The sequence below is a fragment of the Pseudomonas sp. N-1-13 genome (assembly GCF_057787095.1).
In genome coordinates, this window is record NZ_JBYNRI010000001.1 from 3,423,851 (window position 1) to 3,448,010 (window position 24,160).

General features: G+C 59.9%; 26 protein-coding genes. 20 read left to right on the forward strand and 6 right to left on the reverse strand.

Annotated elements, in window-relative coordinates; translation table 11 throughout:
- Positions 1–41 precede the first annotated feature (41 nt).
- A complete protein-coding gene (locus AC3I65_RS15410) occupies positions 42–605 on the forward strand; it encodes a cytochrome b (RefSeq protein WP_419417148.1) in 564 nt (187 codons plus the stop codon).
- Positions 606–690: 85 nt separating this feature from the next.
- Here the strand turns inward: AC3I65_RS15410 and AC3I65_RS15415 are convergent, their stop codons facing one another.
- Positions 691–2,028, reverse strand: a complete 1,338-nt coding sequence (locus tag AC3I65_RS15415) for an alginate export family protein (RefSeq protein ID WP_139049773.1) — start codon at positions 2,026–2,028, stop codon at positions 691–693.
- A 238-nt stretch (positions 2,029–2,266) separates the two neighbouring features.
- On the opposite strand from AC3I65_RS15415, the gene AC3I65_RS15420 reads away from it, so the two are divergent.
- The 12 genes from AC3I65_RS15420 (at position 2,267) to AC3I65_RS15475 (ending at position 11,564) form a co-directional block, all read left to right on the forward strand.
- Entirely contained in the window at positions 2,267–2,656 is a 390-nt protein-coding gene (locus AC3I65_RS15420) for a DUF6152 family protein (RefSeq protein ID WP_139049772.1), read from the forward strand.
- 62 nt (positions 2,657–2,718) lie between these two features.
- Positions 2,719–3,498, forward strand: coding sequence for a hypothetical protein (locus tag AC3I65_RS15425; protein WP_488523960.1), 780 nt, complete (start codon positions 2,719–2,721; stop codon positions 3,496–3,498).
- Positions 3,499–3,536: 38 nt separating this feature from the next.
- On the forward strand, positions 3,537–5,045 hold the full coding sequence (locus AC3I65_RS15430; RefSeq protein WP_310662729.1) for an alpha/beta hydrolase domain-containing protein: 1,509 nt from the start codon (positions 3,537–3,539) through the stop codon (positions 5,043–5,045).
- 27 nt (positions 5,046–5,072) lie between these two features.
- Positions 5,073–5,561 (forward strand): DUF6644 family protein, encoded by a 489-nt coding sequence (locus AC3I65_RS15435; RefSeq protein WP_139049769.1) that lies wholly within the window; start codon positions 5,073–5,075, stop codon positions 5,559–5,561.
- A 31-nt stretch (positions 5,562–5,592) separates the two neighbouring features.
- Positions 5,593–6,081, forward strand: a complete 489-nt coding sequence (locus tag AC3I65_RS15440; RefSeq protein WP_139049768.1) for a DUF6644 family protein — start codon at positions 5,593–5,595, stop codon at positions 6,079–6,081.
- A 110-nt stretch (positions 6,082–6,191) separates the two neighbouring features.
- Positions 6,192–6,860 (forward strand): DUF6162 family protein, encoded by a 669-nt coding sequence (locus AC3I65_RS15445; RefSeq protein ID WP_171061353.1) that lies wholly within the window; start codon positions 6,192–6,194, stop codon positions 6,858–6,860.
- A complete protein-coding gene (locus AC3I65_RS15450; protein WP_139049766.1) occupies positions 6,857–7,789 on the forward strand; it encodes a metal ABC transporter solute-binding protein, Zn/Mn family in 933 nt (310 codons plus the stop codon). Before AC3I65_RS15445 ends, AC3I65_RS15450 begins: the two co-directional genes overlap by 4 nt.
- A gap of 14 nt (positions 7,790–7,803) precedes the next feature.
- The gene (locus tag AC3I65_RS15455) at positions 7,804–8,481 is read left to right on the forward strand and encodes a metal ABC transporter ATP-binding protein (RefSeq protein ID WP_256677107.1); all 678 of its coding nucleotides are present in this window, start codon (positions 7,804–7,806) and stop codon (positions 8,479–8,481) included.
- Positions 8,478–9,383, forward strand: a complete 906-nt coding sequence (locus AC3I65_RS15460; RefSeq protein ID WP_139049764.1) for a metal ABC transporter permease — start codon at positions 8,478–8,480, stop codon at positions 9,381–9,383. The genes AC3I65_RS15455 and AC3I65_RS15460 overlap by 4 nt, the downstream gene beginning before the upstream one ends.
- Positions 9,380–10,411, forward strand: a complete 1,032-nt coding sequence (locus tag AC3I65_RS15465; protein ID WP_419417151.1) for a metal ABC transporter solute-binding protein, Zn/Mn family — start codon at positions 9,380–9,382, stop codon at positions 10,409–10,411. The genes AC3I65_RS15460 and AC3I65_RS15465 overlap by 4 nt, the downstream gene beginning before the upstream one ends.
- A gap of 29 nt (positions 10,412–10,440) precedes the next feature.
- Positions 10,441–10,731: a hypothetical protein gene (locus AC3I65_RS15470; RefSeq protein ID WP_419417152.1), complete on the forward strand. Its 291-nt coding sequence runs from the start codon at positions 10,441–10,443 to the stop codon at positions 10,729–10,731.
- 8 nt (positions 10,732–10,739) lie between these two features.
- Positions 10,740–11,564 (forward strand): DUF4198 domain-containing protein, encoded by an 825-nt coding sequence (locus AC3I65_RS15475; RefSeq protein WP_488523961.1) that lies wholly within the window; start codon positions 10,740–10,742, stop codon positions 11,562–11,564.
- Between the two features lie 217 nt (positions 11,565–11,781).
- Here the strand turns inward: AC3I65_RS15475 and AC3I65_RS15480 are convergent, their stop codons facing one another.
- From AC3I65_RS15480 to AC3I65_RS15490, 3 genes are all read right to left on the reverse strand, one after another.
- Positions 11,782–12,186, reverse strand: coding sequence for a VOC family protein (locus AC3I65_RS15480; protein ID WP_488523962.1), 405 nt, complete (start codon positions 12,184–12,186; stop codon positions 11,782–11,784).
- Between the two features lie 22 nt (positions 12,187–12,208).
- Positions 12,209–12,634, reverse strand: a complete 426-nt coding sequence (locus AC3I65_RS15485) for a YciI family protein (protein WP_305466145.1) — start codon at positions 12,632–12,634, stop codon at positions 12,209–12,211.
- A gap of 208 nt (positions 12,635–12,842) precedes the next feature.
- Complete coding sequence (locus AC3I65_RS15490; RefSeq protein ID WP_047225534.1) at positions 12,843–13,784, reverse strand: helix-turn-helix domain-containing protein; 942 nt, start codon at positions 13,782–13,784, stop codon at positions 12,843–12,845.
- A 243-nt stretch (positions 13,785–14,027) separates the two neighbouring features.
- On the opposite strand from AC3I65_RS15490, the gene AC3I65_RS15495 reads away from it, so the two are divergent.
- Positions 14,028–14,792 (forward strand): SDR family NAD(P)-dependent oxidoreductase, encoded by a 765-nt coding sequence (locus AC3I65_RS15495; RefSeq protein WP_488523963.1) that lies wholly within the window; start codon positions 14,028–14,030, stop codon positions 14,790–14,792.
- 326 nt (positions 14,793–15,118) lie between these two features.
- On the forward strand, positions 15,119–15,376 hold the full coding sequence (locus tag AC3I65_RS15500; RefSeq protein ID WP_047225532.1) for an Atu4866 domain-containing protein: 258 nt from the start codon (positions 15,119–15,121) through the stop codon (positions 15,374–15,376).
- A 118-nt stretch (positions 15,377–15,494) separates the two neighbouring features.
- On the opposite strand, the gene AC3I65_RS15505 is transcribed toward AC3I65_RS15500, so the two are convergent.
- Positions 15,495–17,486: a sigma-54 interaction domain-containing protein gene (locus tag AC3I65_RS15505; protein ID WP_310662738.1), complete on the reverse strand. Its 1,992-nt coding sequence runs from the start codon at positions 17,484–17,486 to the stop codon at positions 15,495–15,497.
- 194 nt (positions 17,487–17,680) lie between these two features.
- Here AC3I65_RS15505 and AC3I65_RS15510 point away from each other — a divergent pair, with 194 nt between their 5' ends.
- From AC3I65_RS15510 to AC3I65_RS15520, 3 genes are all read left to right on the forward strand, one after another.
- A complete protein-coding gene (locus AC3I65_RS15510) occupies positions 17,681–18,703 on the forward strand; it encodes a Gfo/Idh/MocA family oxidoreductase (RefSeq protein ID WP_047225856.1) in 1,023 nt (340 codons plus the stop codon).
- Positions 18,700–19,491, forward strand: coding sequence for a TIM barrel protein (locus AC3I65_RS15515; RefSeq protein ID WP_488523964.1), 792 nt, complete (start codon positions 18,700–18,702; stop codon positions 19,489–19,491). The genes AC3I65_RS15510 and AC3I65_RS15515 overlap by 4 nt, the downstream gene beginning before the upstream one ends.
- 79 nt (positions 19,492–19,570) lie before the next feature.
- Positions 19,571–20,497 carry a sugar ABC transporter substrate-binding protein gene (locus AC3I65_RS15520; RefSeq protein WP_076384144.1) on the forward strand — a complete coding sequence of 309 codons (927 nt, stop codon included), beginning with the start codon at positions 19,571–19,573 and terminating at the stop codon, positions 20,495–20,497.
- Between the two features lie 103 nt (positions 20,498–20,600).
- On the opposite strand, the gene AC3I65_RS15525 is transcribed toward AC3I65_RS15520, so the two are convergent.
- The gene (locus AC3I65_RS15525) at positions 20,601–21,476 is read right to left on the reverse strand and encodes a LysR family transcriptional regulator (protein ID WP_488523965.1); all 876 of its coding nucleotides are present in this window, start codon (positions 21,474–21,476) and stop codon (positions 20,601–20,603) included.
- A gap of 99 nt (positions 21,477–21,575) precedes the next feature.
- Between AC3I65_RS15525 and AC3I65_RS15530 the strand changes: the two genes are divergently transcribed.
- The gene (locus AC3I65_RS15530; RefSeq protein WP_047225527.1) at positions 21,576–22,745 is read left to right on the forward strand and encodes a mandelate racemase/muconate lactonizing enzyme family protein; all 1,170 of its coding nucleotides are present in this window, start codon (positions 21,576–21,578) and stop codon (positions 22,743–22,745) included.
- A gap of 102 nt (positions 22,746–22,847) precedes the next feature.
- A complete protein-coding gene (gene dctA, locus AC3I65_RS15535) occupies positions 22,848–24,155 on the forward strand; it encodes a C4-dicarboxylate transporter DctA (protein WP_488523966.1) in 1,308 nt (435 codons plus the stop codon).
- Positions 24,156–24,160 lie beyond the last annotated feature (5 nt).

Genomic DNA, 24,160 nt, shown 5'->3' on the forward strand with positions numbered 1-24,160 from the left:
CGTGCATTTTCGATGCCTTGATGATCAATGAAGAGACTGCGATGAACACCTTAAAACAAGCGACAATTGATCGGTATCCGACCTCCCTGCGCATGCTGCACTGGGTGCGTGCCATCGTCATAGCGGGCCTGCTCTGGGCCGGCTGGTATATGACCGGGCTTGATGATGAAGTGGCGAGCAAGTATGAGCTCTATTACCCATGGCACAAATCCTTCGGGGTGCTGGCATTCCTGTTGGTATTGGTCCAGATCGTCCTGCGTTGGCGCACCCCCACGCTTCCGCAACCACCGCAAACACTGGCCGGGCATGAGCGATTCTTGTCGCGCTTTGTGCAACGTTCCATGTACGTACTGATTGTGGCCGTACCGCTGATGGGCTATTCGATGTCGAGCAGTTACACCATGAGCGACGGCGTGTTCTTTTTTGGCGTGAACCTCCCGGAGCTGCTGGCGAAGAATGACGATTTGTTCGTCGTGTTCCAATGGCTGCACAAAGTGCTGGCTTATACCCTGCTGGCGCTGATCGTGTTGCACGTCGCAGGTGCACTCAAGCATCGGTTCTTCGATAGCGACCCTCGCAACGACGTCCTGCGCCGCATGCTGTGACTGAATCACGACTCGGTGAATGCAGGGATGCGCCACCGCTGGTGACGCCCCCTGGTCTAACTATTCTTACGTCGCAAACAGCAGCTCAGAATGCGACCCAAACAATGAATTGGAAGTAGGTGTTGAGCGATGCGCTACCACTCTGGTTGCCTCCGTTGCCGAGCCACTTGTCAGGCTTGTAGAAACCAACGAGCGGCGAGAGCGTGATGTTATCCGTCACCATCCAATCCAGAAACAGATTGACCTCGCGCGCACTGTAATCCTGATCTTGCCGATCAGAGAGCTGATGGTAGTCGAAGTACATTGCGTTAAGGGTCAACTTATCGGTCGGGTTGACTGAGAGCAGCACGTCGCTGATACGCATGTTCGAGGTGACTGAGCCGGCGTAGTTCACACCGATCTCACCCTGGTAACGTTTGCGGTAGCCGCCCTGAAACAGGAAGTCCCACCCTTCGGAGTAACGCGCGTAGCGATAGCTCACCGTCGGTTGCCATTTGACATCGGCGAAGGTGTAGCCCGCATCAAAGAACATCGCCCGCTGTGAGCCCGAACGTTTTTCCTGGCGCGCCACCTCGAACGCGAAGTCGGCATTCTCGATGCCAGCATTGCCCTGGCCACGGATGCTGTAGATATCCATGCCCTTGCGCTCACCCCGATCGGCAAAAACGTATCGCTCTTCGACATCCAGGCCACGCACGTACGTCGAACCGATCGAGCCAATGGGCGTCGTGTAGTCGATGGTGGCGGCCGCCACTTCCGTCTTCGACTGCCCGGGATTATCCGATTTCAACCATATCAGGCTACCGTGAAGGCCCTGCGTACCACCCACCTTGAGGACAGCGGTGTTCCCGAACGCCAATCGCGGGCCCAGGTAAAAGGCTCCGCCGCGATTGAACCGGCCATCCGCTACGCCCTCGATAGGGTTGAAGGCATTTCCGGGGGCGAACCCATCATCGGTGATCAGAAAGCCGTCCACCGTAACGACCTGTCGGCCAAAGGAGAAATCAACGCCGTCCATGCCCAGTGCCGGAATCAGATCACCCGACTTCCAGCCCAGGTAGGCGTCTTCCACGGCTGTTTCCCTTTCATTCCCGGCGGTGAGTGATCCTGCGTCCCCATCACCCCATGATCCCGTACTGATCAGACTGAACCCGCCGTAGATCGAACCTGCACCGATCTTATCCGTCGTGCCGTTTACACCATACTTGGCGAAGCCTTCCTGCCATCGCATCCTGCCGGGCTCTGCTTCGGGGTCGCCGATGTAGTTCTTTTCGCTGCCGAACCAGCCAAATCCCGCCCATAGCTCGGCGTTCAGCACGGTGGCACCGTCATTTTCATTGTAGAGCTCGTAGCCATGAGCCTGGGGCTCAAACGCACAGAGTGCGACCAGCGAAAGCAATGGGGCGTAAGGGGGGGTGCGCATGACGTCTCTCCTGTTTTTATATTTATGAGGCGAGGCGCGAGTGTTCCGCCTGGGTTGCGCAAGCGGTAACCCAAATCAGCACTTGCAGGGGCTCGATGCCCGTTTCTTCGTGCGCGTTATCCCTTCTCCGCAATAAACATTTCCACGACGGGCAGCAGTTGCCGTTTTGGGCTACGGCCCCTGCTCCCACCCCCCTATGCTGGGCCCATAAGAACGTATAAAAACCGAGGCACTCGCCATGACACCTTTGTCGTCCCCGCTATTACGCAAGGGGCTTGGTCTGCTGACCATTGCCGCCTGCATCGCCCTACCCTCCGTGGTCTCTGCCCACCATTCGTTCGCGATTTTCGACCAGACCAAAACGATCACGCTCAAGGGCGTGGTCGGACGCTTCGTCTGGAGCAACCCCCACGTCTCGATTTATTTCGATTCGCCAGGCCCCCCGCCTCAGCAATTCAAGATCGAGACCGGCAGTGTCAACGCCTTAAGCCGCACCGGCTGGAAGTCCGACTTGATCAAGGCCGGCGATGCCGCCGAGATCACCTTCAAGCCGCTGAAAAACGGTGATCCGGGCGGGCTGCTCGTGGAGATCAAGATCGGTGACGTGGTGCTGTCCGGTGGAGGCTGAGAAACCGCATTCCTACGCCATGAGACCTGAATGAACAGACCAACGGGATGGAGACGCTTTCAATGAAACCGACACGAACCTTGAACCTGACAAGCTTCTTCCTGGGCGTGCTACTCATGACTGTCACCGGGGTGAGCAGCGCCGCCGCCTCTAAAACCCAGGACGCCAAACACGGCGCGGGCGCACGCCCCGACATCAGCGGCACGTGGGAGCGGACTCCGGACGACTGGTTCGGAGAGGACCCGGACAATCCGGTGCACCCCGGTGGCCCGATGGACCTGAAGGAGCCCTATGCCAGCGAATACGTCGCGTTGAAAAAGCGCCAGGCCGCCGCGAACGAGGCCGGCACGCCACTGGCCACCACCAGCTCCATGTGCCTGCCCGAAGGCATGCCGGTATTGATGGCGGCGCTCTTCCCCATCCAACTCATTCATGACGATAAGCAAGTGGTGGTGCTCGGCGAATATCTCCAGCAAGTGCGCCGCATCATCCTCAACGAAGCCATGCCTGCGCTGGATACGCTGGACCCCAGCTACCAGGGCTACTCGCGCGGCCGCTGGGAGGGCGACACGCTGGTGGTGCAAACACAAGGCGTGCGCACAGATGTGGCCTTCTACGACGTTCCGCACAGCAAGGAAATGAAAATCACCGAGCGCATCAGACTGAAGGCGCCGGATCGCCTGGAGAACCAGGTAGTGATCGAGGACCCGCAGGTACTCAACAGCCCTTACCGTTTCACGTTCGACTACAAGCGCTCCGACTACCGCATTCACGAATATGTCTGCGAGAACAACCAGATCGTGATCGACAGCGAGGGCAAGACGAGCCTCAAACGCGACTGAACCGATGCCCTCATCGATAACCACTTGGAGGTGACCTAATGGAACGACTGATCACAATCAGCATCCTGCGGCCGTCGATGCAAAGCGCCTTTCTGTCACTCGTGTTGATCTCCAGCGCGTCCGCCGAGGTGCCCCGGATGCCCACGGCCATTGCGGTGCCGCCGTCCGGCCAACTGCCTCTGTCATCGGCAGAGCGCGCGGGCACCGAACACAGCGACCTCGACCGCTACGGTTACGTCGAGGAGGAGTTCTACCTGCAAGGCATTGCCCCGGCAATCACTGCCGCGGGCAAGCCTTTGCTCGAGGCGCCTTATACCACCCGTATCCTGATTCGCAAGCCGACGGACCCGGCACGCTTCAACGGCACCGTCGTGATCGAGCCGTTCAGTTGGTTCGGCGAGCGTGCTGCCGGCTGGATCCTGACCCGCGATTACTTGCTGCGACGCGGCTACGCGTATGTCGGGTACACGCTGAATATCAACCAACCGCCAGTCGATCCCAAGTTCCTTTCAGACACCCCGGCCGCCGAGGCCGAACAGATCGCCCAGTACGGGCGGATCGTGAACTTCGAGTTCATGCGCCGCTTCGACTACGCCCGCTATGCGCCGCTGGGCGCCTACTACGATCCGCAACGTTTCATCCGCGGTGACGCGCCGGACCCGTTCGCGCCGCAATCCCAGGGCATCGGTGCGCAGCTGGCGCTATTACTCAAGAGCAATGGGCCACAAGGCCCGTTGGCAGGTCTGGACGTGCAACGCGTGTATGTCGACAGCTGGGCCGTCACCGCCCAAGTCTGGATGGACTACCTCGACCAGGGCCGGCACCAGCAATGGCGAATGCCCGACGCAAGCGCGCTGATCGATGGCTACATGACCGGTCGCATGGCCTACGGCGAAGTGGGCGGCGACGTCATTCGAGTGCCGCGCCAGATGCCCGACGGCGTGCCGTTCGTGACCGTATACAGCCAGTCGGAACTGATGCACGACGTGATCGAAGGCATCGACCTGCCGCCGGACACCGACAGCCCGCAGTTGCGTTATTACGAAGTGACCGGCATGCCGCATTTGCGCCTGGCCGACCTCGGCACCGAGCACACCGAGCACCTCGCTGCCGACATCGGCAAAGGCGATGACCCACAGTGCCGGACGCTGTACGACGAGCCGGTGGAAATGGTGGTGTCGGCGTTACTCGATGGCATGGACAAATGGGTACGCGAGGGCAAGCCGATGCCAAAGGCACCCAGGGTCGTGCGCGACGGCAAGGTGGCAGCGCGCGACCCTGCTACCGGCAATCTGCAAGGGGGCGTACGCCCGCCGTGGGTCCAGGTGCCGAGTGCGACCTACCTCACCGATCAAGAGACCGGCTGCGGCCTGATCTACGACACGAAGGTGGCTTATTCGCAGGATGCGCTGCGCCGGCGCTATGGAAGTTTCAGCCACTACCAAAAGGCATTCGAAGACGCCAAGGGCGTGTCGATCAAGCAAGGGTATCTGCTGCCGGAAGATGCGGCAGGCCTACACACGATCGCAACACCTGAAGATTTCTAACCCTCTGACCCTGCGGGAGAGCAACAAATGTCCTCCATACCTGTCATTGCCTGGCTCTATGCGACACCGGTGAGCACCGCCATCAGGGACTTGCTCTGGGTGGTGCCCACTGTGCAGAGCATTCATATCATTGCCATCGCGGTGATCTTCGGCTCCGCCGTCATTTCCGACCTGCGCCTGGCCGGCGTACTCGCCACGGACGAGCCTTTGCGCGGCGTGGTTCAACGCTACTACCCGTGGATGCGCAATGCGCTTGTCGTGCTGCTTGCCACGGGGTTGATCATGGCCATCGGCGAACCGGACCGCGTTCTCCTCAACAACACGTTCTGGCTGAAGATGGCCCTGGTCATCGGCGCGTTCACCCTGGCCTGGCGGCTGCGGCGACCCTTTCTGCGCCCTGCCGTCCCTGCACACAGTGACGACGACAAGCCGCCGGTCAAGGCGCTGGTCTGGCTGTCGATCGCCTTGTGGTGCGTCGTGATCATCTGCGGTCGCTGGATCGCCTACTCGATCTAAACGTTTTCAACCCAGTTCTCAGGTATCCGTCATGGACATTCAATCAATACTGCAAGCCATCGAGGCCAGTTCGCTCGCCACCTTTGTCCGTGAATCGGACACGGCTTTTCCGGCCCTGGAATCGGTGCATGTGATCGGCATCGCCCTGGTGTTCGGGAGTATCGCAGTGGTGGACTTGCGCCTGCTCGGCATTGCCTCCCACCGCAGCAGCGCGCGAAGGCTGATCCGGGAGCTGCTGCCGTACACCTGGGCTGCCTTCGTGGCGTGCGTGATCACCGGTTCGCTCATGTTTGCCGCCAATGCCATCACCTATGCGCAGAACTCCGTGTTCCTGTGGAAGATGGGCGTGTTGATGCTGGCGGGCCTGAACATGGTGATATTCCATCTGGGCGCCTTTCGCCGCATCGACGAATGGGACGCCGTGCTGCCACCCCCCGGCCAGGCGCGTATCGCCGGGTTCAGTTCGATGGCGTTGTGGATCGGTGTGATCTGCCTTGGCCGCTGGATTGCGTTTATCTGATGGCCCGGCTATCGCCACGCAGGCACCACCCCAACGGCACACCCGGCGATGCCGCCAGCAGTGCATTCACGCTTGTGCACCCGCGCTCCGGCCGATGGGAAACCGCGGGCATGCTGCTTGCTGCACTGATCATCATCGCCAGCGTGGCCGGTTATATGTTGTTGCGGCCACAGAAAGTCGGCCCACCCACCGCGCTGAGCTGGCAGGTGCGTTCCTTCGATGGCCTGAGTTCGGTCGATCAGGCCATCCATAGTGCGCTGTTGCCTGCCGGTGAAGAAATCATCTGGAACAACAACGACACCGGCGGCTGGATCACCCTGGATCGTGCCCAAGAGCTTGTGCTGCCGCCCTTCTATCGGGACGCCTTCTGGAAGGCCAATGGTCAGGTGCACTGGCAACTGATCCTGCCCGGCACCCACCTGTCCCATAGGCAGTCTGCCGACAAACACACCGACAACGACGCCCATGCCGACGCCGCCGCGGTTCCCGCGCCTCTCCCCTCCAGCGAGGTGTCGCAAGCCACTCAGGGCCAGGGCGCCACGGTCTATTACGGCTCCGGCGGCAGCGTGCCGGGCCAGAGCGCCTACCTGCTCGTCATCGGTCATGCCCATGCCGGGGTGATGTGGGCCAACCAGGCGACGATCTGGATCCATCCCAATCCGAACGCGCCCTACCCCTCCATCGTCAAGGCCGAGTCGCTGGTCGGCGACGGCTGGCGACAAGTCATTCCTTACGACGGCACCAGTGAAATCGAACGCGTAAAAGGAACCCAGCCATGAATGCCTTTATAAAACACCGCACACTGTTGCGCCGTTGCCTGGCGTTGCTGCTGCTGATCCCCGCCATCGCCTGCGCCAGCCCGGAACACCCCGCCGGCAAGCGGCTCAAAGTCGGCGTCACATTGCATCCCTACTACAGCTTCGTGGCCAACATTGTTGGTGATCGGGCGGACGTCGTTGCGCTGATCCCGGCGCAGGCCAATCCGCATAATTACCAGCCGCAACCCGACGACATTACCCGCGCGATGAACATCGATGTGCTGGTAGTCAACGGCATTGGCCACGATGAATGGGCCTTCGAGATCATCAAGGCCGCCGGCCGTCGCGAGACGCTGCCGATCATTCAGGCCAATGCCTCGGTGGCACTCATTCCCATCGGCGGCGACCAGGGCGGCGTCAAGGTGGTGAACCCACATACCTTCGTCTCCACCACGGCGGCGATACAACAGGTGTTCGAGATCGCCCGCCGCCTGGGCGAGCGCGATCCGGACAACGCGGCGGCCTATAGACAGAACGCCCTGGCGTATGCCGGACGGATCCGCGCCCTGCGCGCGCGCTTCATGAGTCGCTTTGCCGCGCTGGATCTTTCGCCGTTTCGTTGCGCGACGTTGCACGGCGGTTACGACTACATGATGCAAGAGTTCGGCCTGTTTGTGAGCGCCGTGATTGAACCGCGTCACGGTGTGGCGCCGACTGCGCGCCAGTTGGCCACCACGATCGACACCATCAGGAAGGCCAATGTAAGGGTGCTTTTCGCCGAAAAGAACTTTTCCATGGATCTGGCCAAACCGATTGAGGCAGCCACCGGAGTAAAAGTCTTCACCCTGTCCCACATCACCGGCAGCACCTACAGCGCGGACGAATTCGAGGTAGCCATAGGCGAAAACCTTGAAACGTTGGCCGAAGCCGTCGAGTTCACGCAACGATGAAGAAGGATCAAGCGATGCGCGGACCTGCCGTGATGTTCGATAACGTCTCGCTGCAACTGGGCGGTACACAGGTGCTCGATGCGGTGAGCTTTCGGGTGGAAGCCGGTGCGCTGCACTGCCTGGTCGGCCCGAACGGAGGGGGCAAGACCTCACTTGTGCGCGCGCTGCTGGGCCAGATGCCGCATTCCGGGGTTATCCGCTTCGAGGGTGTCGCCAAGCCGGTGGGCTACGTGCCGCAACTGCTGGATTTCGACCGCAACGTGCCGATGACGGTCAACGATGTGATGGCACTGCTCACTCAACGCCGGCCGGCTTTCCTGGGCTCAAGTCGCTCCGCCAGGGCGGCGCAGGCCGAGGCCCTGGCGCGTACCGGTGTGGCCGGAATAGGCACAAAACCATTTGGCAGCCTGTCCGGTGGGCAGCGCCAGCGCGTGCTGCTGGCCCAGGCGATCAGCCCCGCGCCGTGGCTGCTGGTCCTCGATGAACCCACCGCCGGTATCGACGAGGCCGGTGTGCGCCTGGTGGAAGCATTGGTGGCCGAGTTGCACGACTGCGGCGTCACCGTCCTGTGGATCAACCACGATCTCGAACAGGTCAGGCGTATCGCCCAGTCCGTGACCGTTATCAATCAAAGGGTGCTGTTTCATGGCCCGGCCGATCAGATCGACTGCCGACTGGAGGATATTCGATGAGTGCCTTGTACGACTTCATCCGCGATCACCTCCAGACGCTCGCCGCGCGCCAGATGCTGCCGCAACCGTTCGAATACGAGTTCGTGATCAATGCGCTGATGTGCGCCGTTCTGATCGGACCCTTGTTGGGTGTGCTGGGCTCAATGGTGATGATCAAGCGCATGGCTTTCTTCAGCCAGTCCGTTGGCAATGCTGCGATGACTGGCGTTGCCATTGGCGTGCTGATTGGCGAGTCCTATACCTCTCCTTACCTATCGATGTTCGGCTTCTGCCTGCTGTTTGCGCTGACGCTGAAATACACCCAGCACCGCACGACGCTGGCCAACGACACACTGATCGGGGTGTTCCTGTCCATTTCGCTGGCAGTCGGCGCCTCGTTGCTGCTGTTTGTGTCGGCGAAGATCAACACCCACGTGATGGAAAGCGTGCTGTTCGGCTCCATCTTGGCCGTGGACCACACCGACATGAATGTGCTGCTCGGCGTAACGGTCATTTGCGCCCTCATCGGGCTGCCCCTGTACAACGGCATGTTGCTGTCCAGCCTCAATCCGAGCCTGGCACATGCGCGCGGCGTGCCGGTGCGCAGCGTCGAGTACCTGTTTGTGGTGTTGGTCACTCTGGTGACGGTGGCCTGCCTGAAAATCATCGGTGCGGTATTGGTCGAGGCCCTTCTGCTGATACCCGCCGCGGCGGCCCGCAACGTCACCCGCTCACTTGCGGCACTGGTCACGCTGGCCATCCTGATTGCGACGTTTTCCTGCGTGGTCGGCATCCTGGCGCCTATGCAATTCCACATCCCGGTGCCGACCGGCGGTGCGATCGTGCTGGTCGCCGCTCTGGTGTTTGTCTTGACCACCATCATCCGTGCGACCTCGTCGCGATTCAGAGGGACCAGCGTATGAAATGGCTTTGCCTGTCACGTGGATCCTGGCTGGCGGTGTTGGCCCTGCTGCTGGGCACCCAGTTTCCGGTCTTTGCCGATACCGGCCGCCAGCGGGTGCTCGTTGCGCTGCCGGCGGTGTACGCACTTACGTCGGCGCTCAGCGAAGGCACGCTCATCCAGGTCATGCGGCTACCGCCGGACAGCCCCGTACCCATGGAGAGCCTGGCCAATGCGCTGTCGCGTCTCGATCCGGCCGTGTTCCAGCAAGCCGACGCCGTGGTGACCCTGAGTCATCTCTGGCGTGCGGACCCATTGTATGCAACGGCCCGGCGCCACAACCTGCGCATCATCGAGATCGATGCCTCGCGTTCATGGGACACGATCAAGCCCGGCGTGGCCGTGATGCGCGTGCCACCGAACGACGTGCCCTGGGCCGTCGCGAGCAACATCGACAGCGGCCCGTCGCCCTACGCCTGGCTCGGTCCCGTCAACGGCATGCGCATGTCGGCGCTGATCGCTGCCGACCTGACACGCCTGTCCCCCGCCGATGCGCCTCGAATCGAGAGCAACCTCGCCGCACTTGAAAGCCGCCTGCGCCGGCTCAAGGCCGACTACGGCGCGCGGATGGTAGCGCTGCCGGATGTGCGCGTGCTGTCGCTGGCGAACGAGTTCACCTACCTGTTTGGCGAGTTCGGCATCTTTGTCGACGGCTGGTTCGTGCGCCAGGACCTTGACTGGAGCGACGCCGATCGCACCGCACTGACCCGATACCTGCGCGAGCGTGACATCTGCGTAGTGGTCCACAAGTGGATACCGGATGAAAAGATCGTCAGGGCCATCCAGGACGGCGGCGCACGGTTGCTGCTACTGGACACCGGCAATCCGGGAGAACTCGCCGACGCAGCCGGCGACTACATCGCACTTCTGCGCTCGAACCTGGAGGCGTTGCTGACGGCCTTCTCCCCGGCTGGCAACGACACTACAAGCGGCGATGATCAATCGCCATCCCATGATCAACCTCGTGCGCTGAGACCAAAGATCCTATGAGCCACATAACTTCAACCATTCGAATATCGATGGCAGGCACCCTCTTGCTCTGCCAGACAGCGTTGGCCCATGGGCCCGTGCTCGACTGCTACATCGAGCGCGATGACCAGGTGAAGTGCGAGGCCGGGTTCACCGATGGCAGCTCGGCCGCCGGCAGAAAAATCCATATCCAAAACCCAAGCGACAAGGTGTTGCTCGAAGGCGAGGTCGGCAAGGACAACACCTACACCTTCCAGCCCCCCACCGGAACCTATTCCGTGGTGTTCCTCGGTGGAGCCGGCCATGACGTAACGATCCAGTCCTCCGACATATCAAGGTGAAAATGACCATGACGTTCAAACGAAAACTGCTCCAAGCCATTGCCGCGACTACATTCAGTGGCTTGACCAGCGCTGCACAGGCGCACTTCCAGATGCTCTACCTCGAGGAAACAGCGCTGCAGCGTGCGGAAAAACTGGAGTTCGCGCTAGTGTTCACTCATCCCTTCTCCGGCGGCCCCACCATGGCCATGGATGAACCCCGGGCCTTTAACCACACCAGCGCGCACGGCGGGGAAAAAATCAATCTGCTCGAATACTTACGTCCAGTCGAGTGGCAGAGTCGCGATAACCGGTCGACGGCCTATCGAGCATCGATCCCACGTGAGCTGGTGCGCTCACTGGGTGACCATATCTTCGTACTCGAGCCCGAGCCTTATCTGGAAACCGAAGAAGGTGTCTACATCCAGCAATTCACCAAGCTGATCGTGAACGTGGGTGGAGTACCCGGTCACTGGGCAGAACCACAAGGGTTGCCGGTTGAGATCCAGCCCCTGAACAAACCTTATGCCAACTGGACCGGCGGAGTATTCCGCGCCTTGGTGCTGGCCGACGGCAAGCCCGTCCCGTTCGCCGAGATCGAAATCGAATACCTCAACCATTCCGTTGATGTCGAGAAAAACGCCTTCGGCGAGCAGGACTACATAACGGCTCCTCAGGCTTCCTTCAAAGCCCTTAGCACCTACTCGGATTCCCAAGGCATCGTGACCATTGGCCTGCCCCGTGCCGGGTGGTGGGGTATCGCAGCACTCGACATCGGGACAACGAAAACCCACAAAGGCAAAGCCCTGTCGCAAGACGCAGTGCTGTGGGTGCAGGCCAGAGACATGAAATGACACAAACCCAACCGTTGCGCGTAAAGCCTTGGAGTCGATCATCCTTGTTTCCAGGTCGAACGCGCCTTGGTTATGCCAATCCCGAAACCGTTGATCACCGTTGACGCCTCCCCGCTATTCGCAACGCTTCAAGTTCTTCGCTCCCGTAGCCGAATTCTGCGAGAATTTCGGCGAATAACGCGCTCTGCCTGTCACGGCTCACGCACGTCAATGCAGCTTATTCCCCCTCGTAGTTGACCATCCAGGCAATCCCGAAACGGTCTTCGAACATCGCAAAACGTTCCGCCCAAAAGGTCTTCGCCAGGGGCATCTGCACGGTGCCACCTGCACTCAAGCCATTGAACAGCCGTTCGGCCTCTTCCATGCTGTCGACGTTGAGGGAAACCGACACGCCTTGCGGCTGGCGATACGGCTGGCCTGGCGGGCAGTCGGAAGCCATCAGGCTGAAATTGCCCACGGTCAGGCAGGTGTGCATGATCAGGTCGGCGTCTTTGGGCATGCCGACGTCCTCCGGCGCCTCGGCAAAGGACATGGAAAACAGCTCGCCACCAAGTACGTCCTTGTACAACGCAAAGGCTTCCTTGCAGCGGCCGTTGAAGGTCAGGTAAGGGATGATTTTCATGCTCGCAACTCCTGTAGTCGGCTCACGATTGATTGGACAACTGCGCCCGCAGACGCTCTTCCTGCTCGCGCAACTCGGGGGTAAAGCTCTCGCCAAAATCCTCGGCTTCGAAGATCTGGCGGAGCTCGATTTCACTGTCACTGATCATCGGGTTCGGGCAGCGTTTGACCCAGTCGATGGCTTCCTGCAGCGACTGGACCTGGAAGATCCAGAAGCCGGCAATCAATTCCCTGGTTTGCGCAAAAGGCCCCTCGACGACGGTCCGGTTCTTGCCGGAAAACTGCACGCGCACACCCTTGGCACTGGGATGTAGCCCCTCCCCGGCGAGCATCACCCCGGCCTTGAGCAATTCTTCATTGTAGGCGCCCATGGCGGCGAGCAATTCTTCGCTGGGCATCTGTCCGGCTTCCGATTCCGGACTGGCTTTGACGATCACCATAAATCGCATGCGCTTATCTCCTGAGAGTGAGGGTTTAAGCCGCCCTTGTGGTGGCTCTACGGACTAATCGAATGGCAAGGGTCGAAATCGACAGCCTGACGCAATTATTTTTTTGGCAGGCCGTTGCGGCTTCAGCCATGGATCACTCGGAGCAACGGCGCAGCCTTTCACACCATCCGAATGAACACTGCAAACCGCAGAAACGCTTAAACAGCCGTCATGCCCGACGATAGACGCTGGGCGTGACCCCCACTTCGCGGCGAAACACCTGGGAAAAATGGCTGGGGCTCGAATAGCCCACCTCCAACCCGACATCGATGATGCTTCGGTCCGTCTCCAGCAGCAGATGCCGGGCGCGGCTCATGCGCAAGCGAATGAAGTACTGCGAGGGTGAAAGCCCGGTGGCGCGCTTGAACATGCGGCTGAAGTGGTACTCGCTCAGTTGCGCAACCCGCGCAAGGTTCGCGAGGCTGAAATCGGCGGCAAGCCCCTCGGTCATTGCCTCGATAACGCGGCGCAGTTTGTAGGCCTGCAACGCGTTGTTGCGCCGGGCACTGCGGTTTGGGTCAAGGTAGCGCCGCACCAAATGCACGGCCAGCGCCTGAGCCAGGCTGTGGGCAAACAAGGGGCTGGGCTGGCGCTCGTCGATGAGTTCCTGGCGCAGTTGCTCCAACAGGAAACTGATTCGTTCATCCCGGTCACCGGAAACATCGAGGAAGCTGACCGGGTCGGCGTGTTCGCCCAGTACCTCGCGCGCGGCTTGATCAATCAATGGCAGGCCGAGATACAGGTGCATCACCTCAAAAGCGTCGCAGCCTTGGGTCTGCCAGCGCATCTCGTAGGGCTCGCCAGTGTTGGTGAGAAAGAAGTCGCCGGTCTTGACGTCGGACGCGACCCATTCCCCACCCAGAACGCGCTCCTCGACCCGAGCCGCGCCCGCCAGCACCCACACCAGCAGAGGCTCGACCACCGCGGGCACCAGGATGGGCTCGACGATGCTGTGATGGCTGAACCGCAACATCACCACGTCCTGCATCTGCGGGCGCGGCGGTAACGTCTGCGGCGTTCCCGGCAAATAGTGCAGCATCGATTCGCCCGTAATGCGTTGAGCATCGCTGGCGAGGTTTTGCGGATCGGGTTGGTGCACAGGATGCTCCATCGACAAAGCCCTCTGACGAGGACTGGTGCCAACAGGATAACGCGGCGGCGGCCATGAGCAAGGTTGCGCGACAGACCGTGTGCGCCGGAGCCTCGCATGCTGGAGCAAAACCCCAACAGTCCAGGCAAGCCTGCGAAAGCCCGAACATGCACATTGAGAGACAGTGAAGCCGTCGATAACGACAGCGCCTCACGGGCGCGGAGCCGGCGAATGTCTCCTCGGCTCGCAACGCAGGAGAGCATCATGACTGATATCACCTACAGCATCCCCCACGAAGTCGCAGGCAAAGTCGCGCTGGTCACCGGCGCGGCCAGTGGCATCGGCAAAGCCATCGCACTGTTGCTGCACGCTCGTGGCGCCAAGATCGTTGCTGAAGACCTGAACCCCGCCGTCGAAGAGCTCGCCCGTCCCGGGCTGGTGCCGCTGGTGGCGGACATCAGCGAAGACGGAGCCGCCGAGCGCGCGGTCGGCCTGGCCGTCGAGCAGTTCGGCCGGCTGGATATCCTGGTCAACAACGCCGGGATCATCATCAACAAGCTTGTCATCGACATGACCCGTGAAGACTGGGAGCGCATTCAGGCAGTCAACGCCACCGCGGCCTTCATGCATTGCCGCGAGGCGGTGAAAGCGATGATTCCCAACAGATCCGGGGCAATCGTCAACATCGCCTCTTACGCATCCTACTTCGCCTTTGCGACGATCGCAGCCTACACCGCGTCCAAGGGCGCGCTGGCCCAGTTGACCCGCACGCTGGCGCTCGAAGTGATCGAGCATGGCATCCGCGTCAATGCCATCGGCGTCGGCGATGTGGTGACCAACATCCTTAATGACGTGGTCGACGACGGCCCCGGCTTTCTGGCCAAACACGGCGAAGCGGCACCCATCGGCCGTGCCGCGCAGCCGGAGGAAATTGCCGAAATCGTCGCCTTCCTCGCCTCGGACCGCGCGAGTTTCATGGTCGGCTCGGTGGTTATGGCCGATGGCGGCATGACCGTCACCGCGGGCTAATGCGGCGTTGTCGCTGCACACCCCGGGCAAGGATGCCCTCGGCCGGCGTCTGTTGACTTTGGTCTGGATCGATAAGCCGGTTCGGTGTCGGTTACGCCATACAGGATCAGGCAAACCCGCGACATTTTTGACATAACGGCCAAGCGGATCCACTCCCTACTCTGGACTCACGAAACGGATGACACCGGACGGCCCGGACAGGGCCATCCGAACTCGCTGTTCAAATGTGAGGGCAGAACATGAAAAGCATCAGCCGATTGTTGATCGGTACCACTTTGAGCGCCGTTGTCGTCTCGGCTGATCTAACCGCAGAAGGAGAATGGAACATGCAACGTATTCAACCTACTACCGCCAGTCACCCCTACACCGGCATGTGGATCACCGCTGATGGGAATATTCGCCATGAGCTGTTGCCAAATGGGCGCTACGACGAGGCTCGCGGAAATCGCGAAAGCGCTTATCAGGGGCGTTACGAGGTGGAAGGCGATTACATCCGCTACTGGGACGACACGGGCTTCACTGCCGATGGAACGTTTCGGGACGGCGTCCTCTACCACGCAGGGATGGTGCTCTATCGCAAGTGACAGAGACGCCCGGCTCCTTTTGGCCGGGCGTTTCTCGTCTCGCCAGCATGAAGGATGCATAAAACCACCCTCGAGCGGAGACTGGTCGTCCGTTTCATCGCCAGCGTTGCGCCACCGGCTAAGAACGAAACGCATCAACCTTGAGCCCATACCGACTCATCTTGTTGTACAACCCACCACGCGACACATTCAGCCGTTGAGCCGCCAGGCGGATGTTTCCGCGCGTGTCTGTGAGGGCGGCAATGATTGCATTCATTTCATGGGTGCCAAGGTCCGGCGCCGTCCGAGGTTCAGGGACGCTCGCCCACGTCGATAGTCGCCCTCGCTGCCTTATCTCCAGCGCAAGATCGCTCGGCTGGATCAGTTCGCTCATCGCCAGGTTGGTCGCCCGCTCAATGACGTTTTCCAGCTCGCGAACATTGCCCGGCCAATCGTAGGCGCCAAGCATATCCAGTGCCACGGGAGAAAGGTCCTGCGTCGATTTGCGGAGCGACCGGGCACAACGCGCGAGAAAATGCCGCGCCAGCAACGGCACGTCTTCGCGGCGCATTCGCAGTGGCGGCACGGTCAGGTTCAGGACGTTGAGCCGGTAGTAAAGGTCCTCACGAAAGGCGCCCTCGGCCACCGCCTGGCTCAGGTTGCGGTGAGTGGCGGCAATGATGCGAACGTTGACCCGCAGCGATTTTTTTGCCCCCACCCGTGTCACCTCGCCTTCCTGCAGGACGCGCAGCAAGCTGACCTGCGCATCAAAGGACATATCACCGATTTCGTCGAGGAAAATCGTCCCGCCATCGGCCAATTCGAACTTGCCTGCCGAGCCACCGCGAGCCGATCCGGTGAAAGCGCCTTCGACATGACCGAACAGTTCGCTCTGCACCAGGTCACGGGGAATGGCGCCGCAATTGACCGCCACGAAAGGACCGCCACAACGGTCGCTGGCATTATGGATCGCCTGGGCGAACAGCTCCTTGCCTGTGCCGCTCTCGCCGAGGATCAGCGTGGTCGAATCACTGCGACTGGCAATCCGTGCCAGGTGCACTGCATCCTGAATCGCCCGTGAATGGCCCAGGATGGTTTCGAAGGTGTAGCTGGCCTGGGTGCCCATGATCCGCCGGGTGATTTCCCGAATGCGTCGGTTTTCGCGCAACGAAACAATCCGCCCGCCTTGTTCCAGCGGGCAGACCGACACCAGGCAGGCCAGATGACTGTGGTCGTGCAGTTCAAAGGTGCAATCCAGGTCCCGTACGCCCTCCCCGCTGGCAAGCAGGACGGCATCGGTCAACTCACTTTGTCCCAGGCTCTTGAAGGGACTGCCGAGCAAGTCATGGCCTACGCGGAACAACTGCCGGGCGTAATGGTTGAGCGCCTTGATGCAGCCCTGCTCATCCAATACCACCAAGCCCTCGTTGAGCACTTCAAGCACGGTTTGTTGCTCTTCCAGCAAGGCCTGCAGCGCCATCTGCCTCGAGACCGCCTCGGCTGCGGCCTGGACGGTGCCCAGCGTATGGAAATGAAACCAGCCTGGCTCCGCCGTCAAGGTCAACATACCCAAGGTTCGGCCCTGGGCATCCCGGATAGGCGCGGCGGCGCAATGCATGCGGCGCTGGCGCAGGCCAAGCCCGAAGTTCTCCTCGGCCAGCACATAGACCAAACGGTCTTCAACGATCGCCAGCCCGGTGCAATTGGTGCCCTGAACCGACTCCAGCAGGCGACTGCCTATGGGGGTGAGATCCAGGCCACAAAAGTACAAAGTCGTGCCTTGGGTATCGGTCAGATTGATATGGCCCTTGGGGTTGTAGGCGAGCAAACCGCGCATGACCTGCGCCGCTGCGGCGATCAGCACCCGGTTGGCTGCCAGTGTTGCGGCGAGCTCGTCGGGCGCGACAAAACGGTACTCGCCGTCTTCCGGGTCAAGGTCGGCATGGACGCTGCGCAACCAGGACTCCCAAATCACCCGCCTGATTCCGGCAGGGCGATCGATAACCCCTTGCAAGCACGCTCGCCAGGCCTCATCCAGCGCAGTGCCGGGCCCTTCGTTCAACGACGCAGGGCCAAGCGCGGTGAGGTAATCGCGGTCTTCGGCGCTCAAGGCTGCAGGTTGCTGATTCATTATTCGGCCATATGTTCATATTTTCGACATGTCAGTATAGACATGTAATCAAAATGAACATAAATGCAAACGACAATGAATAAAACCTTTTTAATATCAATGAGTTGATTATTGGCACAGCGCTTGCTCCCTGCTTATCCAGACGAGGACATTCTTAGCGCCGAGTCGTAAAAACAATAAAGGGAGTCATGTTCATGAGTACATCCAGGATCATCCGCCTTGGCCTTATCGGCGCCGGCCGCATGGGCAGTTTCCACGGCCTCACCGCCGCCCGTCACATCCCCGGCGCGTGCCTCGCTGCCATCGCCGACCCTACTCCCGGCCAAGCCGCGCGCCTGGCGGCAGAACTGGACGTGCAGAAGGTCTATGCCGATCCACAGCAACTGCTTGATGACCCGGACATCGACGCCGTGTTGATTGCCGCCCCGGCGCGCAGCCATGCCGAACTGGTGATCAGTGCGGCCCGGGCCGGCAAAAGTGTGTTCTGTGAAAAACCGATGGCGATCACCCTGGACGAAGCCGATCGCGCCATAGCTGCGGCTGCCGATGCACGGGTGACACTCCAGGTCGGCTTCAACCGGCGCTTTGCCAGAAGTTTCCGCACCGCTCATCTGGACGTGGTTGCCGGCCGGATCGGTACGCCACAACTGCTGCGCTCGCTGACCCGCGACCCGGCGCTGAACAACCCCGCCGCGTCACCGCAATGGGTGATCTTCCTCGAAACTTTGATCCATGACTTCGATACCCTGCGCTACCTGAATCCGGGCGCCGAGGCGGTTGAAGTTTTTGTGATGGCCGATGCCCTGATCGCACCGGCCTACAAAGACAAAGGATTTCTCGACACCGCGGTGGTCACGATCCGTTTCGACAACGGGGCCATCGCCACGGCCGAAGCGAATTTCCAGGCGGTCTATGGCTACGACGTCCGGGGCGAAGTGTTCGGCAGCGCTGGCATGCTGACCATGGGCAACGTCAACGACTCCGACCTGCTGCGCTACCTGGCCAATGGGGTTCAGGCCGACACCCAGCGCATGGACACCGACTTGCTGCGTGATGCCTATGTGGCTGAGCTCAACCACTTTGTCAGTTGCGTACGCAGTGGCGAAAAACCTCTGGCCAGCGGTGAAGACGCCCGGGCGGCACTGGCCATTGCTCGCGCTTGTATCGAGTCCTTCCAACTGGGCAAACCGGTGCGCGTACAAGGAGCTCATTCATGAGTTTCATACCGTTCAAACTGGCGATCAGCGCCGAGATGGTCTTTCTCGACCTGCCCTTTACCGAGCGGGTCAAACGCATCCACGCGCTGGGCTTCAGCGTCGAGATATGGAACTGGACGACCAAAGACATCCAGGCTCTCGTCGCGACTGGCGCGGATTTCACCTCCATGACCGGCTACATCTCGGGCAACCTGACCGATCCCGAGGGTATCCAGCAATTGCTCGACAGCGCCCAGGAATCTCTAGCCGTCGCAGCCCAATTGGGTTGCCCGAGCCTGAACCTGCACGGCACCGGCCTGGGTGATCAAGGATTGCCAGTCAAACCCGTTGCCCAGACCACCGGCCGCATGTGGTTGAGCGCCTGCAAGACACTGGAAAAAATAGCCCGCCTGGGCGAAGACGCGGGCCGGGTATTCCTGCTGGAAAACCTCAACACTGAAGTCGACCACCCGGGCACGCCTTTCGCCCGCGCTGACGATACCCTGGCACTGATCGAGGCCGTGGGCAGCCCGTACCTGAAGATGAACCTGGACCTCTATCACGCACAGATCGGTGAAGGAAACCTGATCGAACTGATCCAGCGCGCCGGCAACGCCATCGGCGAAATCCAGGTCGCCGACGTTCCTGGCCGCATGGAGCCCGGCACCGGCGAAATCCACTATCGCGCCATTGCCAGGGCCTTGTTCGGCATGGGATACAGCGGTGTCGTCGGCCTCGAAGGCTGGGCCAGCGGTGACAGCGAAGTCGCGCTTGAGCGTTTCAGACAGGCCTTCACGCTTGAGGGATGAGGCCGGCACTGGATTCATTTAAAACCCGCGGCAAATTTCTTGGTGACGTTCAACTCATAACAACAAAAGGAAAACCATCATGCGTCGTTGCACACTGCTTTTCGCCACCCTGCTATTGCTCTTGAGCCAATGGGCCATCGCCGACTATCGCATCGGCGTCAGCATCGCCAGGGTCGACGACAACTTCATGACCTACGTGCGTAACGGCCTGGACGAGGCCGCGAAAAAGGAAAACGTGCAGATTCAATTCGAGGACGCCCAAGGCGATGTGGTGCGCCAACTCAACCAGGTCCAGGGTTTTATCAATCAGAAAGTGGATGCAGTCATTGTCCTGCCGGTGGACACCTCCGCCACAGCCAACATCACCCGCGCCGCGGTCGAAGCGAAGACGCCGCTGGTCTACGTCAACCGCCACCCGGACGAGCGCACCCTGCCCAAAGGCGTTGTCACCGTGGCGTCCAATGACATTGAGGCCGGACAACTGCAGATGCGTTACCTGGCCGAAAAGCTCGGGGGCAAGGGCAACCTGGCGATCATCATGGGCGACCTGGCGCAAAACGCCACCCACGACCGCACCGAAGGCGTCAAACAGGTGCTCAAGGATTATCCCGGGATCAAGATTGTCGAGCAGCAAAGTGCCGAGTGGCAGCGCAGCAAAGGGATGGACCTGACCAGCAACTGGTTGCTGGCTGGGAGCCGTTTCGATGCCATCGTCGCCAACAATGACGAGATGGCCATCGGTGCGGCCATGGCACTGCAACAGGCCGGCAAAGCCAAGGGCGAGATCGCGATTGTCGGCATCGACGGCTTGCCTGACGGTCTGGCGGCAATCAAGCGCGGGATGCTGGTCGCCTCGGTATTCCAGGACCCCAAGGCCCAGGCGAGCAGCGCGGTACAAGCAGCACTCAAGATGATCAAGGGAGAGCCGGTGGAAACGGACGTCTGGGTACCCTTTCAGTTGATCAAGCCTGAGCAATTGGCGGTGTTTGAACAACATTACAAGTAGCGAAAAGCTCAACACTTCGCCGCGATCCCGGTAAGGGATCAGCGGCGATTCACAACCCCAAACCCTATTGAGCAACACAGCGCGTCATATAAAACCCGCCGAGTCACCGCCCCACCCTGGCCCAGAATTCTTCGGCAGATGGACTGAGTGGCGCTACTGGACGGGTCAGATGAATTTCCAGCGGTATATCCCAGCTTTCGTCGAGCGCTCTGACCAGGCGCCCATCCAGTATTTCTTGCTCGGTGAGGCTCCTGGGCAACCAGGCCACGCCTTTGCTTTCCAGGGCCATGGACATTAGCACCGCTGCAAGGTGGCTGCTAAAAAGTGGTTTGAGGTGAAGGTAATCTTCTTTGCCACGCAGTCTGTGCGCGACGATACGCCCCAAACCGGATTCATGGGTGTAAGCGAGGTACGGCAATGCCGCAGGCGAGGTGCCGAAGTTAGCGCAGGCACTCGCAAGAGGAACGAGAACGTCTTCACCCACCTTCTTGCCGATGAACTGATCAGGGGCCAGTAGCGGTGGAACATCGGGATGGCGGTGGCAGAGCAGAAACTGAACCTGGCCATGTATCAGCATCTGCTCACAGGCAGCCATGCTGTCTGAGTGCAGTTGCACAGCCTCAATGGGGGCACCGTTCTCTGAGCTTCGCAGCCACTTGGGAAAAAATGTAAACGACAGGGAGTGAGTTGCCGCGAATTGAAGCGACTTGGCGGCCATTCCAGCAACCTCTTGAGCCTCGTTGCGCATTCTGTACAAGCGCCTGGCAGCCTCTTGGGCACTTGGCAAAATTTGCCTGCCAGCTTCAGTAAGCGTCGCTCCTTGAGGCGTTCGAACGAACAACTGCACCCCCATCCAACTCTCTAACGAGCGCACTCTGCGGCTGAATGCCGGCTGGGTAACGTGCCGCGCTTCAGCCGCCCGAACAAAGCTGCCGTACTCCGCAAGCGCTGAAAAATCTTCAAGCCAGACGAGTTCCAAGGGCCATGCCTCCTGTGCATAGGGTGCGGCATTAATAGCATTGGGCGGGTGCCATCGCAAAGCCTAACGTGGGCCTACAAACAACAAGAGGACCCCGTCATGCGCATCGTAGACATTCGTGAAAAAACTGTTTCCATTGCCTCCCCAATCGCTAACGCCTACATCGATTTTTCGAAAATGACCTGCTCGGTTGTCGCGGTCATCACTGATGTAATTCGTGATGGGAAGCCTGTCATTGGCTACGGTTTCAACTCCAATGGTCGCTATGGCCAGGGCGCACTGATGCGTGATCGTTTCCTGGCGCGTATCACGCAAGCGGATCCAGACACGCTCGTCGACCATGAAAACAACAACCTGGATCCGTTCGCCATCTGGAAAACCTTGATGACCAACGAAAAGCCAGGCGGCCATGGCGAGCGCTCTGTCGCCGTTGGCACCATCGACATGGCGGTATGGGATGCCGTCGCCAAGATTGAAGGCAAACCGCTGTATCGCCTGCTGGCCGACCGTTACCGTAACGGCGTGGCCGATGACAAGGTCTGGGTCTATGCAGCGGGCGGCTACTACTACCCTGGCAAAGACCAGACCAAGCTCAAGGCAGAAATGCAGAGCTATCTGGATCGTGGCTACGACGTCGTCAAGATGAAGATTGGTGCGGTACCGCTGGACGAAGATATCCGTCGCATCGAAGCGGTACTTGAAGTGGTTGGCGACGGCCGTCGGTTGGCGGTCGACGCCAATGGTCGTTTCGATCTTCAGACCGGTATTGCGTACGCTGAAGCCATCAAGAAGTACAACCTCTTCTGGTACGAAGAGGTTGGCGATCCGCTGGACTACGCACTCCAGGCCGAGCTTGCCAATCACTATGAACTGCCCATGGCTACCGGTGAAAACCTGTTCTCTCACCAGGATGCCCGTAACCTGCTGCGCCACGGTGGCATGCGCCCCGATCGCGACTACCTCCAGTTCGACTGCGCTCTGTCCTACGGGCTCGTGGAGTACATGCGCACCCTGAAGGTGATGGAAGAAATGGGTTGGTCTTCCCGCCGCGTAGTGCCCCATGGCGGTCACCAGATGTCCCTGAACATCGCAGCGGGTCTGCACCTGGGCGGCAACGAATCTTACCCGGATGTGTTCCAGCCGTTCGGCGGCTTCGCTGACGGCATCCGCGTGGAAAACGGCTATGTCGGTCTGCCGGATATTCCAGGTGTTGGCTTCGAGGCCAAGTCCGCTTTGTACGCAGTGATGCGTGAGTTGGGCGAAGGCTGATCAACCTCGATCTGCGGTCTCTTTGAAAGAGGCCGCAGCCCCCGGCGTCACCCACTGACGCCGAGCCACATGCCCATCACAACAATAAAATGAGGTGCTTCCGTGGAAATCTCCAAGTCCCGCTGGTATGGCCAGCTGTATGTGCAAGTGCTGATCGGCATCGTGATCGGTGCAGCAATCGGTTACTTCGTGCCTGATATCGGAGCCAAGCTGCAACCCTTTGCCGATGGCTTCATCAAACTGATCAAAATGCTGTTGGCGCCCATTATTTTCGGTACGGTCGTTGTGGGTATCGCAAAGATGGGCAATATCAAAGAAGTCGGCCGGATTGGCGTGAAAGCGCTGATCTACTTCGAGATTCTTTCAACCATCGCCCTGGTCGTCGGCCTCATTGTGGTCAACATCGTGAAGCCTGGCGTCGGTATGAACATCAACGCCAGCGCGCTTGATGGAGGTGCCATTAGCAAATACAGCCTAGCTGCCAGTGAGCAAGGCGGCACCATTGATTTCTTTCTCAATATCATCCCGCAAACCTTCATCGGCGCATTCTCCAATGGCGTCATGCTTCAGGTCATCCTGCTTTCGGTATTGATGGGTGTCGCCCTGGTTCAAATGGGTGAAACCAGCAAGCCACTGATCAACACCCTTGACCTGTTCCTGCAAGGCCTGTTCAAGATCGTTGCAATGGTCATGCGCTTGGCGCCGATTGGCGCGGGTGCCGGCATGGCTTTCACGATCGGCAAATACGGGATTGGCACCTTGCTGTCACTCGGCCAGTTGCTGGTCGCGCTCTACATCACGACCTTGTTTTTCATCGTGGTCGTGCTGGGTACGGTTGCTCGATGGTCGGGCATGCCGCTTCTGCAATTTCTTCGTTATTTCAAAGATGAAATCCTCATCACCCTTGGCACCTGCTCAACCGAAGCCGTGCTGCCACGAATGATGGTGAAACTTGAAAAGCTTGGCTGCAAAAAATCGGTAGTGGGCATGGTGTTGCCTACGGGGTACACCTTCAATGCGGACGGCACCTGTATCTATCTCACCATGGCCGCCATCTTCATCGCACAGGCGACCAATACGCCACTGACCTTTGTGGATCAGATGATTCTGCTAGGCGTGTTCCTGCTGACTTCAAAAGGCTCGGCTGGGGTGGCGGGTGCGGGGTTTGTGACACTGGCTGCAACGCTCACAACCATTCACTCCATTCCTCTGGTCGGCCTCGTTTTGCTCCTGGGCATTGACCGGTTCCTCAACGAAGCGCGAGCCGTGACCAACCTGATCGGTAACGGTATCGGCACCATCGCCATTGCCAAGTGGGACAACTCGTTCGATGTCGAGGCCTGCGAGCGTGAGATCGCCACCATGAAACACCAAAAGGCGACAAGAAAGGCATTGCTGGCGCAAAAATAATCCGT